The organism is Pseudoduganella sp. LjRoot289 (assembly GCF_964252925.1).
In the GTDB taxonomy this organism is placed as follows: domain Bacteria; phylum Pseudomonadota; class Gammaproteobacteria; order Burkholderiales; family Burkholderiaceae_D; genus Rugamonas.
The window spans coordinates 5,456,767-5,473,213 of sequence record NZ_CAXUPN020000001.1; the positions used below are offsets into that span (position 1 = coordinate 5,456,767).

The following is a 16,447-nucleotide window of genomic DNA, read 5'->3' on the forward strand; positions in this document are numbered from 1 at the left end:
TTGGCAATTATAAGGTATAAATGATTCCTCAAAGAAATTTTGCATTATTTTTTGGCAGCAAAAAAAAACGGCAAGACCGAAGTCTTGCCGTTCCAGGGGACGGCCCCGGAGGGCCGCATCCGCTGTAGCGCGCCTGCTTACTTCGGCGCCGCCAGCAGGCCGCCTTGGTTGCCGCTGCCGCTATTCAGCGCTTTGAGGCGCAGTTCCTCGGTCGGTGCGGCCTGGCTGGCCGCGCCGTTCAGCTTGGTGGCGTCGAACTGGCTCAGCGCATCGGCCAGATTGGCCGCGCTGGACGCCACGCCGGAGCCCGCCGCATCCAATTTCGGTGCGCCGGTGGCCGGAGCCGCCTCGCCGCCGAAGGAGGACATCGCCTGCACCAGGCCGGTAACGCTGCCGCGCAGGTCGGCTGCCGGGCCGGCCAGGAACCAGACGTCGGCCGCCGCGTGCGAGTTGCCGTCGTTGGTCTCGAAGGTCGAGGTCAAGGCGCTGATATTGCCGTGTTCAACCGCACCGCCTTTGGCGACGTCGAGGTTGAGCTTGGCAATCTGCAGCTGGTCCAGGGACTTCAGCTCGTCGGCTTGGCTGACGCCGTCGGCGTTGCCGTCCACCCACACGCGCAGCCCGCCAAAGCCGCTGTCGGCGCTGGTGATGGCGCCGTCGCCGTTGATGTCGAGCTCGGCCAATGCGGCGTAGCCGTTGGCGGCCTTGCTGCCGTCGGCCAGCGTGGTCGAAGTACCGAACAGTTCGCCGCCGTCGTTGATGACGCCGTCGTTGTTGCGGTCCAGGGCCAGCAGGCCGTCACCGCCGGCCACCCAGCCGGTGCTGACCTGGCTGCCGTCGGCGCGCATGTCGAACTGCACACCGGCATCGACGCTCAAGGTACTGACGCCGTTGCCGTTCAGGTCCAGCACGATAGGCGAGAAGTGGGTCGACATGATCTGCGCCACACTCAAGGCCCCGACCTGGGCCGCGGTCAGAGAATCGAGCTGCGCCATGGTCATCGCGTCGATGTGCGTCGTGGTCAGGCTGCGGATCTGGTCCGTGGTCAGCGCACGCACCTGCAGCGTGGTCAGCGCCGCGATCTGGTTGGTCTTGACGGCCACCAAGTCGCGCGTTTCCAGCGCGGCGATGTTGTCCGTGGTCAGCGCCACCAGCTGGTTGGTGCGCAAGGCCACGACTTCGTCGCTGCTCAGCGCCACGACCTGGGCCGAGGTCAGCACCTTGGCTTGCGCCGTGGTCAGCGCGACGATCTGCAGCGTGGTCAGCGAGGCGACCTGGTCGGTCGTCAGCGCCACCACCTGGTCGGTCTTCATGCCAGCGATCGCGCTGCTGGTCAAGGCGCGCAGGTCCTGCGTCTCCATCGCCGCGATGTTGGCGGTGCTTAAGACGCTCGCTTGCGAGGAGCTCAGCACTGCGACCTGATGCGTACCCAGCGCCACCACCTGGTCGCTGGTCAGGCCAGCGGAGATATTGGCGGTGCTCAGGGCGGCTATGGCCGAGGTCTTCAGCGAAGCGATCTGCGCGGTCAGCAGCGCGGCAACCTGGTCGGAAGCCAGCGCGGCGATGCCTTGGCTGGCGAGCACGGTCAAGTCATCCGTCTGCATGGCACGCAGGGACGCCGTGGTCAGCGCAGCCACTTGGCTGCTGGTCAGCGCGGCGGCCTGGGCGGTCGTCAACGCCACCACCTGGTCGGTGGTCAGCGCCTTCACCTGCGCGCTCTTCAGCGCGGCCACGGCATTGGCTTTCAGCGCGGCGAAGTCCACCGTTTCCAGCGCGGCGATGTTGTCGGTCGACAGCACCGACACTTGCACCGAATTGAGCGCGGCGACCGCGTCCGAGGTCAGGGCCACGACCTGCAAGCTGGTCAGGCCCTGGGCCACGGCCAAGGTGGTCAGCGCGGCCACCTGGGCGGTCGACAGGGTATTGACCTGGTCGGTCGTCAAGGCGGCGACCTGGTCGGTCTTGAGGGCGGCGAAGCCGGCCGAGGTCAGGCCGCGCAGGTCCTGGGTTTCCAGGGCCGCGATGCTGGCGGTCTTGAAGGCGGCCACTTGCGCGGTGGTCAGCGCACCCACCTGCAGCGAGCTCAGCGCCACTACCTGGTCGGTGCTCAGCGCATTGGCGATGCTGCTGATGCTCAACGCGGCGATGGCGTTGGTCTTCAGCGCGTTGATCTGGGTCGTGGTCAGCGCCGACACCTGGTCGGTGCTCAGCGCGGCGATCACGCCGGTGCTCAGGGCCACCAGGTCGTCGGTCTGCAGCGCCTTCACGGAAGCGGTGCTCAGGCCCACGGTCTGGACGCTGCTCAGCGCGGCGGCCTGGGCGGTCGTCAGCGCCACCACCTGGTCGGTGGTCAGCGCCTTCACCTGCGCGCTCTTCAGCGCGGCCACGGCATTGGCTTTCAGCGCGGCGAAGTCCACCGTTTCCAGCGCGGCGATGTTGTCGGTCGACAGCACAGCAACCTGGGCAGTGGTCAGCGCGGCAACGCCGTCAGAGGTCAGCGCCACGATCTGCAAGCTGGTCAGGCCCTGGGCCACGGCCAAGGTGGTCAGCGCGGCCACCTGGGCGGTCGTCAGGCTGTTCACCTGGTCGGTCGTCAAGGCGGCGACCTGGTCGGTTTTCAGGCCCACCAGGGCGGCCGAGGTCAGGCCGCGCAGGTCCTGCGTTTCCAGCGCGGCGATGTTGGCGGTTTTCAGCACGGCCACTTGCGCCGAGGTCAACACGGCCAACTGGACCGAGCTCAACGCGGCAACCTGGTCGGTGCTCAGACCGTTGGCAATGCTGCCGGTGCTCAACGCGGCGATGGCGTTGGTCTTCAGCGCGTTGATCTGGGTCGTGGTCAGCGCCGACACCTGGTCGGTGCTCAGCGCGGCGATCACGCCGGTGCTCAGGGCCACCAGGTCGTCGGTCTGCAGCGCCTTCACGGAAGCGGTGCTCAGACCCACGGTCTGGACGCTGCTCAGCGCGGCGGCCTGGGCGGTCGTCAGCGCCACCACCTGGTCGGTGGTCAGCGCTTTCACCTGGGTGCTCTTCAGCGCGGCGACTGCGTTGGCTTTCAGCGCGGCGAAGTCCACCGTTTCCAGCGCGGCGATGTTGTCGGTCGACAGCACCGACACTTGCACCGAATTGAGCGCGGCGACCGCGTCCGAGGTCAGGGCCACGACCTGCAAGCTGGTCAGGCCCTGGGCCACAGCCAAGGTGGTCAGCGCGGCCACCTGGGCGGTCGACAGGGTATTTACCTGGTCGGTCGTCAAGGCGGCGACCTGGTCGGTCTTGAGGGCGGCGAAGCCGGCCGAGGTCAGGCCGCGCAGGTCCTGGGTTTCCAGGGCCGCGATACTGGCGGTCTTGAAGGCGGCCACTTGCGCGGTGGTCAGCGCACCCACCTGCAGCGAGCTCAGCGCCACTACCTGGTCGGTGCTCAGCGCATTGGCGATGCTGCTGATGCTCAACGCGGCGATGGCGTTGGTCTTCAGCGCGTTGATCTGGGTCGTGGTCAGCGCCGACACCTGGTCGGTGCTCAGCGCGGCGATCACGCCGGTGCTCAGGGCCACCAGGTCGTCGGTCTGCAGCGCCTTCACGGAAGCGGTGCTCAGGCCCACGGTCTGGACGCTGCTCAGCGCGGCGGCCTGGGCGGTCGTCAGCGCCACCACCTGGTCGGTGGTCAGCGCCTTCACCTGCGCGCTCTTCAGCGCGGCCACGGCATTGGCTTTCAGCGCGGCGAAGTCCACCGTTTCCAGCGCGGCGATGTTGTCGGTCGACAGCACAGCAACCTGGGCAGTGGTCAGCGCGGCAACGCCGTCAGAGGTCAGCGCCACGATCTGCAAGCTGGTCAGGCCCTGGGCCACGGCCAAGGTGGTCAGCGCGGCCACCTGGGCGGTCGTCAGGCTGTTCACCTGGTCGGTCGTCAAGGCGGCGACCTGGTCGGTTTTCAGGCCCACCAGGGCGGCCGAGGTCAGGCCGCGCAGGTCCTGCGTTTCCAGCGCGGCGATGTTGGCGGTTTTCAGCACGGCCACTTGCGCCGAGGTCAGCACGGCCAGCTGGACCGAGCTCAGCGCGGCAACCTGGTCGGTGCTCAGACCGTTGGCAATGCTGCCGGTGCTCAGCGCGGCGATGGCGTTGGTCTTCAGCGCGTTGATCTGGGTCGTGGTCAGCGCCGACACCTGGTCGGTGCTCAGCGCGGCGATCACGCCGGTGCTCAGGGCCACCAGGTCGTCGGTCTGCAGCGCCTTCACGGAAGCGGTGCTCAGGCCCACGGTCTGGACGCTGCTCAGCGCGGCGGCCTGGGCGGTCGTCAGCGCCACCACCTGGTCGGTGGTCAGCGCTTTCACCTGCGCGCTCTTCAGCGCGGCCACGGCATTGGCTTTCAGCGCGGCGAAGTCCACCGTTTCCAGCGCGGCGATGTTGTCGGTCGACAGCACAGCAACCTGGGCAGTGGTCAGCGCGGCAACGCCGTCAGAGGTCAGCGCCACGATCTGCAAGCTGGTCAGGCCCTGGGCCACGGCCAAGGTGGTCAGCGCGGCCACCTGGGCGGTCGTCAGGCTGTTCACCTGGTCGGTCGTCAAGGCGGCGACCTGGTCGGTTTTCAGGCCCACCAGGGCGGCCGAGGTCAGGCCGCGCAGGTCCTGCGTTTCCAGCGCGGCGATGTTGGCGGTTTTCAGCACGGCCACTTGCGCCGAGGTCAGCACGGCCAGCTGGACCGAGCTCAGCGCGGCAACCTGGTCGGTGCTCAGACCGTTGGCAATGCTGCCGGTGCTCAGCGCGGCGATGGCGTTGGTCTTCAGCGCGTTGATCTGGGTCGTGGTCAGCGCCGACACCTGGTCGGTGCTCAGCGCGGCGATCACGCCGGTGCTCAGGGCCACCAGGTCGTCGGTCTGCAGCGCCTTCACGGAAGCGGTGCTCAGACCCACGGTCTGGACGCTGCTCAGCGCGGCGGCCTGGGCGGTCGTCAGCGCCACCACCTGGTCGGTGGTCAGCGCTTTCACCTGCGCGCTCTTCAGCGCGGCCACGGCATTGGCTTTCAGCGCGGCGAAGTCCACCGTTTCCAGCGCGGCGATGTTGTCGGTCGACAGCACCGACACTTGCACCGAATTGAGCGCGGCGACCGCGTCCGAGGTCAGGGCCACGATCTGCAAGCTGGTCAGGCCCTGGGCCACGGCCAAGGTAGTCAGCGCGGCCACCTGGGCGGTCGACAGGGTATTGACCTGGTCGGTCGTCAAGGCGGCGACCTGGTCGGTCTTGAGGGCGGCGAAGCCGGCCGAGGTCAGGCCGCGCAGGTCCTGGGTTTCCAGGGCCGCGATGCTGGCGGTCTTGAAGGCGGCCACTTGCGCGGTGGTCAGCGCACCCACCTGCAGCGAGCTCAGCGCCACTACCTGGTCGGTGCTCAGCGCATTGGCGATGCTGCTGATGCTCAACGCGGCGATGGCGTTGGTCTTCAGCGCGTTGATCTGGGTCGTGGTCAGCGCCGACACCTGGTCGGTGCTCAGCGCGGCGATCACGCCGGTGCTCAGGGCCACCAGGTCGTCGGTCTGCAGCGCCTTCACGGAAGCGGTGCTCAGGCCCACGGTCTGGACGCTGCTCAGCGCGGCGGCCTGGGCGGTCGTCAGCGCCACCACCTGGTCGGTGGTCAGCGCCTTCACCTGCGCGCTCTTCAGCGCGGCCACGGCATTGGCTTTCAGCGCGGCGAAGTCCACCGTTTCCAGCGCGGCGATGTTGTCGGTCGACAGCACAGCAACCTGGGCAGTGGTCAGCGCGGCAACGCCGTCAGAGGTCAGCGCCACGATCTGCAAGCTGGTCAGGCCCTGGGCCACGGCCAAGGTGGTCAGCGCGGCCACCTGGGCGGTCGTCAGGCTGTTCACCTGGTCGGTCGTCAAGGCGGCGACCTGGTCGGTTTTCAGGCCCACCAGGGCGGCCGAGGTCAGGCCGCGCAGGTCCTGCGTTTCCAGCGCGGCGATGTTGGCGGTTTTCAGCACGGCCACTTGCGCCGAGGTCAGCACGGCCAGCTGGACCGAGCTCAACGCGGCAACCTGGTCGGTGCTCAGACCGTTGGCAATGCTGCCGGTGCTCAGCGCGGCGATGGCATTGGTCTTCAGCGCGTTGATCTGGGTCGTGGTCAGCGCCGACACCTGGTCGGTGCTCAGCGCGGCGATCACGCCGGTGCTCAGGGCCACCAGGTCGTCGGTCTGCAGCGCCTTCACGGAAGCGGTGCTCAGGCCCACGGTCTGGACGCTGCTCAGCGCGGCGGCCTGGGCGGTCGTCAGCGCCACCACCTGGTCGGTGGTCAGCGCTTTCACCTGAGTGCTCTTCAGCGCGGCCACGGCATTGGCTTTCAGCGCGGCGAAGTCCACCGTTTCCAGCGCGGCGATGTTGTCGGTCGACAGCACAGCAACCTGGGCAGTGGTCAGCGCGGCGACCGCGTCCGAGGTCAGGGCCACGATCTGCAAGCTGGTCAGGCCCTGGGCCACGGCCAAGGTGGTCAGCGCGGCCACCTGGGCGGTCGTCAGGCTGTTCACCTGGTCGGTCGTCAAGGCGGCGACCTGGTCGGTTTTCAGGCCCACCAGGGCGGCCGAGGTCAGGCCGCGCAGGTCCTGCGTTTCCAGCGCGGCGATGTTGGCGGTTTTCAGCACGGCCACTTGCGCCGAGGTCAGCACGGCCAGCTGGACCGAGCTCAACGCGGCAACCTGGTCGGTGCTCAGACCGTTGGCAATGCTGCCGGTGCTCAGCGCAGCGATGGCGTTGGTCTTCAGCGCGTTGATCTGGGTCGTGGTCAGCGCCGACACCTGGTCGGTGCTCAGCGCGGCGATCACGCCGGTGCTCAGGGCCACCAGGTCGTCGGTCTGCAGCGCCTTCACGGAAGCGGTGCTCAGGCCCACGGTCTGGACGCTGCTCAGCGCGGCGGCCTGGGCGGTCGTCAGCGCCACCACCTGGTCGGTGGTCAGCGCCTTCACCTGCGCGCTCTTCAGCGCGGCCACGGCATTGGCTTTCAGCGCGGCGAAGTCCACCGTTTCCAGCGCGGCGATGTTGTCGGTCGACAGCACAGCAACCTGGGCAGTGGTCAGCGCGGCAACGCCGTCAGAGGTCAGCGCCACGATCTGCAAGCTGGTCAGGCCCTGGGCCACGGCCAAGGTGGTCAGCGCGGCCACCTGGGCGGTCGTCAGGCTGTTCACCTGGTCGGTCGTCAAGGCGGCGACCTGGTCGGTTTTCAGGCCCACCAGGGCGGCCGAGGTCAGGCCGCGCAGGTCCTGCGTTTCCAGCGCGGCGATGTTGGCGGTTTTCAGCACGGCCACTTGCGCCGAGGTCAGCACGGCCAGCTGGACCGAGCTCAACGCGGCAACCTGGTCGGTGCTCAGACCGTTGGCAATGCTGCCGGTGCTCAGCGCGGCGATGGCATTGGTCTTCAGCGCGTTGATCTGGGTCGTGGTCAGCGCCGACACCTGGTCGGTGCTCAGCGCGGCGATCACGCCGGTGCTCAGGGCCACCAGGTCGTCGGTCTGCAGCGCCTTCACGGAAGCGGTGCTCAGGCCCACGGTCTGGACGCTGCTCAGCGCGGCGGCCTGGGCGGTCGTCAGCGCCACCACCTGGTCGGTGGTCAGCGCTTTCACCTGAGTGCTCTTCAGCGCGGCCACGGCATTGGCTTTCAGCGCGGCGAAGTCCACCGTTTCCAGCGCGGCGATGTTGTCGGTCGACAGCACAGCAACCTGGGCAGTGGTCAGCGCGGCGACCGCGTCCGAGGTCAGGGCCACGATCTGCAAGCTGGTCAGGCCCTGGGCCACGGCCAAGGTGGTCAGCGCGGCCACCTGGGCGGTCGACAGGGTATTGACCTGGTCGGTCGTCAGGGCGGCGACCTGGTCGGTCTTGAGGGCGGCGAAGCCGGCCGAGGTCAGGCCGCGCAGGTCCTGGGTTTCCAGGGCCGCGATGCTGGCGGTCTTGAAGGCGGCCACTTGCGCGGTGGTCAACGCACCCACCTGCAGCGAGCTCAGCGCCACTACCTGGTCTGTGCTCAGCGCATTGGCGATGCTGCTGATGCTCAACGCGGCGATGGCGTTGGTCTTCAGCGCGTTGATCTGGGTCGTGGTCAGCGCCGACACCTGGTCGGTGCTCAGCGCGGCGATCACGCCGGTGTTCAGGGCCACCAGGTCGTCGGTCTGCAGCGCCTTCACGGAAGAGGTGCGCAGGCCGGCGGCCTGATTGCTCGTCAGCGCGGCGGCCTGGGCGGTCGTCAGCGCCACCACTTGGTCGGTGGTCAGCCCGGTCAGTTGAGTGCTGCTCAGCGCGCGCACGGCGGCGGTCTGCAGGACAGCGAAATCGCGGGTTTCAAGCGCGGCGACGTGATCGGTCGACAGCGCCGTCACTTGCACGCTGTTCAGCACGGAGGCGGCGTCGGTGGTCAGCGCCACTACCTGGCTGGTCGTCAGTGCCTTGACCTGGCCGGTCTTCAGGCCGGCAATGCTGCTCGCTTTAAGTGCGGCGATGTCGTCGGTCGACAGCACGCCGACCACGGCGCTGGTCAGCGCGCCCAGTTGCGCCGAATTGAGCACGGACGCCTGCGAGGAGTTGAGTGCCACGGCCTGCATCGTCGTCAAGCCCTGCGCCAGTTGCGCGGTGCTGAATGCCGGAATCTGTACAGACGTGAAGGCGGCGAACTGGTCAGAACTCAAGGCGGACAAGTCCGCCGTCGAGATCGATCCTATCTGGTTGGTGCCTAAAGCTGCCAGACCATCCGTGCCTAAAAGCGTGACAAAACTCATTTTCTTCTCCTCGCAGTGTGCCTGCAGACAAAAACAAGTGCTCGGCGGTTCTTGGCCGCGGCACCGGTTCGATTGTGATTGTGGCTAGCAGCCACCGCTGTATGTTGGATTCTTGAAACTACCAGGTCTTACATGATTATAGATGAGTAACTAGCTGCTCATAAGCAATTAATCAATAACTGTGGCAATTAAAGCAGGAAAAAAAAAGCGGCAAGACCGAAGTCTTGCCGCTTTCCGGGACTAGCTTACTTTGGTGCTGCCAAGAAGCCCTGGGTGGTGCCGTGCAGCGCCTTGAGGCGCAGCTCGTCGCCGGTCGGCGCCTGGCTGGAGGCCGCGTTCAGCTTGGTGGCGTCGAAGCGGTTCAGCGCATCGGCCAGGCCGGCTACGCTGCTGCCCACGTTCTGGCCACCGCCGTCCAGCTTCAGGGCGCCGGTAGTGGCCGGTGCCGCGTCGCTACTGAAGGACGAGATCGCTTGCACCAGGCCGTTGACGCTGCCGCGCAGGTCCGCCGCACCCGGCGTGACGTTGCTGCCGGCGAACCAGACGTCGGCTGCGGCGTGGTTCTGGCCATCGGCAGTTTCGTAGGTCGAGGTCAGACCGACGATGTTGCCGTTATTCAGAGACACATCCTGCTTGGCGTTCAGGTTCAGCTTGGTGATGCTCAGTTCGGCCAGCGTTTTCAGCTCGGCAGCCTGGCTCACGCCATCCGCGTTGCCGTCGACCCAGACGCGCAGGTCGCCGTAAGCCGCATCGGCACTGGTCAGGGCGCCATCCTTGTTGCTATCCAGCTCGGCCATCGCCGCGTAGCCGGTGGTCGCCTTCTGGCCGTTGGCCAGCGTGGTGCCGGAACCGAACAGTTCGGTGCCGTCGTTGATGACACCATCGCCGTTGCGGTCCAGGGTCAGCAGGCCGTCCGCGCCGGCAACCCAGCCGGTTTGGACTGCGTTGCCGTTGCCCAGCACATCGAACTTCACGCCGGCGTCGTAGGACGCGGTGTCGATGCCGTTGCCGTCCAGATCCAGCACGATAGGCGTGTAGAACGGGCTGTGCATCACTTGCAGCTGGTCCGTGGTCAGCGCCTGGACCTGCGTCGACGTCAGGGCGCAGACTTGCGCGCTGGTCAGCGTGCTGATTTGCAGCGTGGTCAGCGCCTTGATGTGGTCCGTGGTCAGGGCCCGCACCGCAGCCGTCTTCAGGGCCACCATGTCGTTGGTCTCGATCGCCATCAGCTGGTCGGTCGACAGGGCGACGGCTTGGGTGCTGCTCAGGGCGCCGTACTGGGCGCTGGTCATGCCGACCAGCTGGTCGGTCGTCAGCGCCGCCACCTGCGAGGTCTTCAGCGCGGCAATGGCGCTCGACTTCAGGGCCGCCACATCGCTGGTTTCCATCGCTTTCAACGCGTCGGTCGTCAGGGCGCCGGCCTGGACGGTGCTCAGCGCGGCCGCCTGGTTGGTGCCCAGCGCGACCACCTGATCGGTGGTCAGCGCCACGATCTGGCTGGTCTTCAGGCCGGCCAGGGCAACCGTGGTCAGTGCGGCCAGGTCGACGGTCTCGATGGCGGCGATGCCGTCGGTCGAGAAGGCACCCAGTTGCATCGAGCTCAGCGCGCTGGTCTGCAGCGTGCTCAGTGCCACGATCTGGTCGGTCGACAGCGCGGTGGAGATGGCCGCCGTGCTCAGCGCGGCAACCTGGCCGTTCGACAGCGCCGTGATCTGGTCGGTCGTCAACGCGGCGACCTGGGCGGTTTTCAGCGCGGCGATCATATTGGTTTTCAGGCCAACCATGTCTTGCGTTTCAATTGCCTTGATCGAATCGGTGCTCAGCGCGGTCACTTGAGCGCTGCTCAGGTAGCCGATTTGCAGCGAGCTCAACGCTACCACCTGGTCGGTGGTCAGGCCATTGGCAACCTGGTTGGTGGTCAGGGCCGACAGCTGGGTCGATACCATGGCGCCGACCTGTTCGGTCGTGATGGCCGCGATCTGGTCGGTTTTGAGGCCGACGATGGCGCTCGATTTCAGCGCGATCAGGTCGTTGGTCTCCATGGCGCGGATGCCGTCGGTGGTCAGGGCTGCGGCCTGGGCGCTGCTCAGCACGGCGGCCTGGGCGGCCGTCAGGCTGACGATCTGGTCGGTGGTCAGCGCGGCGACCTGGCTCGACTTCAGGCCGGTGATGGCCGAGGTCTTCAGCGCGGCGAAGTCGTCGGTCTCCAGCGCGGCGATGCCGTCGGTGCTGAAGGCGCCTACCTGGCCCGAGCTCAGCGCCACGACCTGCACACTGGTCAGTGCGACAACCTGGTCGGTCGTCAGCGCGTTGGCGATGGCGGCGGTGGTCAGCGCACCAACCTGGTTACTGGTCAGACCGGCGACCTGGTCGGTCGTCAGCGCGGCGACCTGGTGGGTCTTCATCGCGGCGATGGCCGAGGTCTTCAGTGCGGCCACGTCGTTGGTCTCGATGGCGCGCACCGCGTCGGTCGTCAGAGCGGCGAACTGGGCGGTGGAGAGCGCACCGAACTGGTTCGACGTCATGGCAACCACCTGGTCGGTGGTCAGGCCGCTGGCCAGCTGGCTGGTGGTCAGCGCGCTCACCTGCGCGGTGCCCATGGCGCCGATCTGGTCGGTGGTGATGGCGGCGATCTGGTCGGTCTTGAGCGCGGCGATGGCATTCGACTTCAGCGCGGCCAGGTCGTTGGTCTCCATGGCGCGGATGCTGTCGGTGCTCAGCGCTCCAGCCTGGCTGCTGCTCAGCACAGCGGCCTGGGCCGTCGTCAGGCTGACGATCTGGTCGGTGGTCAGCGCGGCGACCTGGCTCGACTTCAGGCCGGTGATGGCCGAGGTCTTCAGCGCGGCGAAGTCGTCGGTCTCCAGCGCGGCGATGCCGTCGGTGCTGAAGGCGCCGATCTGGCCCGAGCTCAGCGCCACGACCTGGATGCTGGTCAGCGCGACGACCTGGTCGGTCGTCAGCGCGCCGGCGATGGCGGCGGTGGTCAGGGCGCCGATCTGCGCGCTGGTCATGTTGGACACCTGGTCGGTGGTCAGCACGGCCAGTTGATGGGTGCGCATGGCGGCAATGGCCGAGGTCTTCAGCGCGGCCAGGTCGTTGGTCTCGATGGCCTTGATGGCGTCGGTGGTCAGCGCGGAGAACTGCAGCGAGCTGAGGGCGCCGAACTGGTTCGAGGTCATGGCGACCACCTGGTCGGTGCTCAGGCCGTTGGCGATCTGGTTGGTAGTCAGCGCAGCGAACTGGCTGGTGCCCATGGCGCCGACCTGGTCGGTGGTGATGGCGGCGATCTGGTCGGTCTTGAGCGCGGCGATGGCGGTCGACTTCAGCGCGGCCAGGTCGTTGGTCTCCATGGCGCGGATGCTGTCGGTGCTCAGGCCGACGGCCTGGGCGCTGCTCAGCACGGCGGCCTGGGCGGTCGTCAGGCTGACGATCTGGTCGGTGGTCAGCGCGGCGACCTGGCTCGACTTCAGGCCGGTGATGGCCGAGGTCTTCAGCGCGGCGAAGTCGTCGGTCTCCAGCGCGGCGATGCCGTCGGTGCTGAAGGCGCCGATCTGGCCCGAGCTCAGCGCCACGACCTGGATGCTGGTCAGCGCGACAACCTGGTCGGTCGTCAGCGCGCCGGCGATGGCAGCGGTGGTCAGGGCGCCGATCTGGGCGCTGGTCATGTTGGACACCTGGTCGGTGGTCAGCACGGCCAACTGGTGGGTCTTCATCGCGGCGATGGCCGAGGTCTTCAGCGCGGCCAGGTCGTTGGTCTCGATGGCCTTGATGGCGTCGGTGGTCAGCGCGGCGAACTGCGTCGAGCTGAGGGCGCCGAACTGGTTCGAGGTCATGGCGACCACCTGGTCGGTGCTCAGGCCGTTGGCGATCTGGTTAGTGGTCAGCGCAGCGAACTGGCTGGTGCTCATGGCGCCGACCTGGTCGGTGGTGATGGCGGCGATCTGGTCGGTCTTGAGCGCGGCGATGGCGTTCGACTTCAGCGCGGCCAGGTCGTTGGTCTCCATGGCGCGGATGCTGTCGGTGCTCAGGCCGACGGCCTGGGCGCTGCTCAGCACGGCGGCCTGGGCGGTCGTCAGGCTGACGATCTGGTCGGTGGTCAGGGCGGCGACCTGGCTCGACTTCAGGCCGGTGATGGCCGAGGTCTTCAGCGCGGCGAAGTCGTCGGTCTCCAGCGCGGCGATGCCGTCGGTGCTGAAGGCGCCGATCTGGCCCGAGCTCAGCGCCACGACCTGGATGCTGGTCAGCGCGACGACCTGGTCGGTCGTCAGCGCGCCGGCGATGGCGGCGGTGGTCAGGGCGCCGATCTGGGCGCTGGTCATGTTGGACACCTGGTCGGTGGTCAGCACGGCCAGCTGGTGGGTCTTCATCGCGGCGATGGCCGAGGTCTTCAGCGCGGCCAGGTCGTTGGTCTCGATGGCCTTGATGGCGTCGGTGGTCAGCGCGGAGAACTGCAGCGAGCTGAGGGCGCCGAACTGGTTCGAGGTCATGGCGACCACCTGGTCGGTGCTCAGGCCGTTGGCGATCTGGTTGGTGGTCAGCGCGGCGAACTGGCTGGTGCCCATGGCGCCGACCTGGTCGGTGGTGATGGCGGCGATCTGGTCGGTCTTGAGCGCGGCGATGGCGTTCGACTTCAGCGCGGCCAGGTCGTTGGTCTCCATGGCGCGGATGCTGTCGGTGCTCAGGCCGACGGCCTGGGCGCTGCTCAGCACGGCGGCCTGGGCGGTCGTCAGGCTGACGATCTGGTCGGTGGTCAGGGCGGCGACCTGGCTCGACTTCAGGCCGGTGATGGCCGAGGTCTTCAGCGCGGCGAAGTCGTCGGTCTCCAGCGCGGCGATGCCGTCGGTGCTGAAGGCGCCGATCTGGCCCGAGCTCAGCGCCACGACCTGGATGCTGGTCAGCGCGACGACCTGGTCGGTCGTCAGCGCGCCGGCGATGGCGGCGGTGGTCAGGGCGCCGATCTGGGCGCTGGTCATGTTGGACACCTGGTCGGTGGTCAGCACGGCCAGCTGGTGGGTCTTCATCGCGGCGATGGCCGAAGTCTTCAGCGCGGCCAGGTCGTTGGTCTCGATGGCCTTGATGGCGTCGGTGGTCAGCGCGGAGAACTGCAGCGAGCTGAGGGCGCCGAACTGGTTCGAGGTCATGGCGACCACCTGGTCGGTGCTCAGGCCGTTGGCGATCTGGTTGGTGGTCAGCGCAGCGAACTGGCTGGTGCCCATGGCGCCGACCTGGTCGGTGGTGATGGCGGCGATCTGGTCGGTCTTGAGCGCGGCGATGGCGTTCGACTTCAGCGCGGCCAGGTCGTTGGTCTCCATGGCGCGGATGCTGTCGGTGCTCAGGCCGACGGCCTGGGCGCTGCTCAGCACGGCGGCCTGGGCGGTCGTCAGGCTGACGATCTGGTCGGTGGTCAGGGCGGCGACCTGGCTCGACTTCAGGCCGGTGATGGCCGAGGTCTTCAGCGCGGCGAAGTCGTCGGTCTCCAGCGCGGCGATGCCGTCGGTGCTGAAGGCGCCGATCTGGCCCGAGCTCAGCGCCACGACCTGGATGCTGGTCAGCGCGACAACCTGGTCGGTCGTCAGCGCGCCGGCGATGGCAGCGGTGGTCAGGGCGCCGATCTGGGCGCTGGTCATGTTGGACACCTGGTCGGTGGTCAGCACGGCCAGCTGGTGGGTCTTCATCGCGGCGATGGCCGAGGTCTTCAGCGCGGCCAGGTCGTTGGTCTCGATGGCCTTGATGGCGTCGGTGGTCAGCGCGGCGAACTGGGCGGTCGACAGGGCGCCGAACTGGTTCGAGGTCATGGCGACCACCTGGTCGGTGGTCAGGCCGGTGGCGATCTGGTTGGTGGTCAAGCCGGCAACCTGGACGCTGTTCAGGGCGCTGACCTGGTCGGTGGTGATGGCGGCGATCTGGTCGGACTTCAGGGCGGCGACGGCGTTCGACTTCAGCGCGGCCAGGTCGTTGGTCTCCATGGCGCGGATGCTGTCGGTGCTCAGGCCGACGGCCTGGGCGCTGCTCAGCACGGCGGCCTGGGCGGTCGTCAGGCTGACGATCTCGTCGGTGGTCAGCGCGGCGACCTGGCTCGACTTCAGGCCGGTGATGGCCGAGGTCTTCAGCGCGGCGAAGTCGTCGGTCTCCAGCGCGGCGATGCCGTCGGTGCTGAAGGCGCCGATCTGGCCCGAGCTCAGCGCCACGACCTGGAGGCTGGTCAGCGCGACAACCTGGTCGGTCGTCAGCGCGTTGGCGATAGCGTTGGTGGTCAGCGCGCCGACCTGGGTGCTGGTCATGCCGGCCACCTGGTCGGTGGTCAGCACGGCGACCTGGTTGGTCTTCAGCGCGGCGATGATGGAGGTTTTCAGCGCGGCCACGTCGTTGGTCTCGATCGCTTTCACAGCGTCGGTGGTCAGCGCGGCGAACTGGGCGGTCGAGAACGCGCCCAGCTGATTCGAGGTCATGGCCACGACCTGGTCGGTGGTCAGGCCGGTGCTGATTTGCGTGGTGTTCAGTGCGGCGAACTGGCTGCTGCTCATGGAGCCGATCTGGTCGGTCGTGATGGCGGCGATCTGGTCCGATTTCAGGCCGGCGATGGCGGCCGATTTCAGCGCGGCGACGTCGCCCACTTCGATCGCCTTGACTGCGTCGGTGGTCAGTGCGGCCGCCTGGGCGCTGCTCAGCGCGGCAACCTGGCTGCTGCTCATGCCGACGATCTGGTCGGTGGTGAGGGCGGCGACTTGCGACGATTTCAGGCCAGCGATGGTGGACGTCTTCAGCGCGGCGAAGTCTTCCGTCTCCAGGGCGGCGATGTTGTCGGTGCTCAGGGCGGCGACCTGGGCCGAGCTCAGCACGGCAGCCTGCACGCTGGTCAGCGCAACGATCTGGTCGGTGGCGAGGCCGGTGGACAGTGCCAGCGTGGTCAGGGCCAAGGCCTGGCCGGTGGTCAGTGCGCCGATCTGGTCGGTCGTCAGCACGCTCAGCTGGCTCGATTTCAACGCGGCAATGGCGGAAGTCTTCAGGGCCGCCAGGTCGTTCGTTTCGATCGCCTTCACGGCGTCGGTCGACAGCGCAGCTGCCTGCGCGGTGGTCAGCACGGCGAACTGGTTGGTGCCCAGTGCGACGGCCTGGTCGGTCGTCAGCGCGCTGGCCAGCTGGCTGGTGGTGAACGCGGGAACCTGGGCGCTGGTGAAAGCGCCCATCTGGTCGGTGGTCAGTGCCTGGAATTGAGCGGAATTGAGGCCAGCGATATCAGATGTCGCCAGACCCGCAATCTGCGCGGTCGATAGTGAAGCTATTTGGTCTGTGGACAAGCTGGTTACGATACTCATTTCCATTCTCCTTGGGGCACTACTCAAATCTGACTGGACACGAATCGGAGCCCTTGGGGATCGTCCCTGGCTCCGACTCACTATCTTTGGCACATCGCCATTACCTGGATATTCTCAACAACCGCTCAGCTCAGCCGCTAAAGACTTCGCTTTTCATTCTTAACGTCAACACTTGAGTTAACTTTAGTAAACAAAAGCGAGCAAAAATCATTGTCTTGCGAACAATATTGGCCGGCTGTTACTGCTTTTGCTGAGTGCCGGACAGCATGCTACGTTCCGGTACAAAGCGACCGCGGCCGCGCTTTCATTAAGTAAACTTGTTAACTTGGGGCAATTTCGTAGGGTACTGAAGCTGCTTACCCTGAAAACGTCCAAGTGGCTGGCGACAAT

At 67.1% G+C, this 16,447-nt stretch carries 2 protein-coding genes; both read right to left on the minus strand.

Annotation, left to right across the window (positions count from 1 at the left end):
* Positions 1-137: 137 nt before the first annotated feature.
* On the minus strand, positions 138-8,741 hold the full coding sequence (locus ACSQ8Y_RS23360; protein WP_436268799.1) for a heme utilization protein: 8,604 nt from the start codon (positions 8,739-8,741) through the stop codon (positions 138-140).
* Between the two features lie 245 nt (positions 8,742-8,986).
* Positions 8,987-16,057 carry a heme utilization protein gene (locus tag ACSQ8Y_RS23365; RefSeq protein ID WP_436268800.1) on the minus strand — a complete coding sequence of 2,357 codons (7,071 nt, stop codon included), beginning with the start codon at positions 16,055-16,057 and terminating at the stop codon, positions 8,987-8,989.
* Positions 16,058-16,447: the final 390 nt, after the last annotated feature.

Excerpts from the sequence above, each read along its gene's own strand:
- ACSQ8Y_RS23360 (WP_436268799.1), bottom strand. The coding sequence starts at position 8,741 with ATGAGTTTTGTCACGCTTTTAGGCACGGATGGTCTGGCAGCTTTAGGC.
- ACSQ8Y_RS23365 (WP_436268800.1), bottom strand. The coding sequence starts at position 16,057 with ATGAGTATCGTAACCAGCTTGTCCACAGACCAAATAGCTTCACTATCG.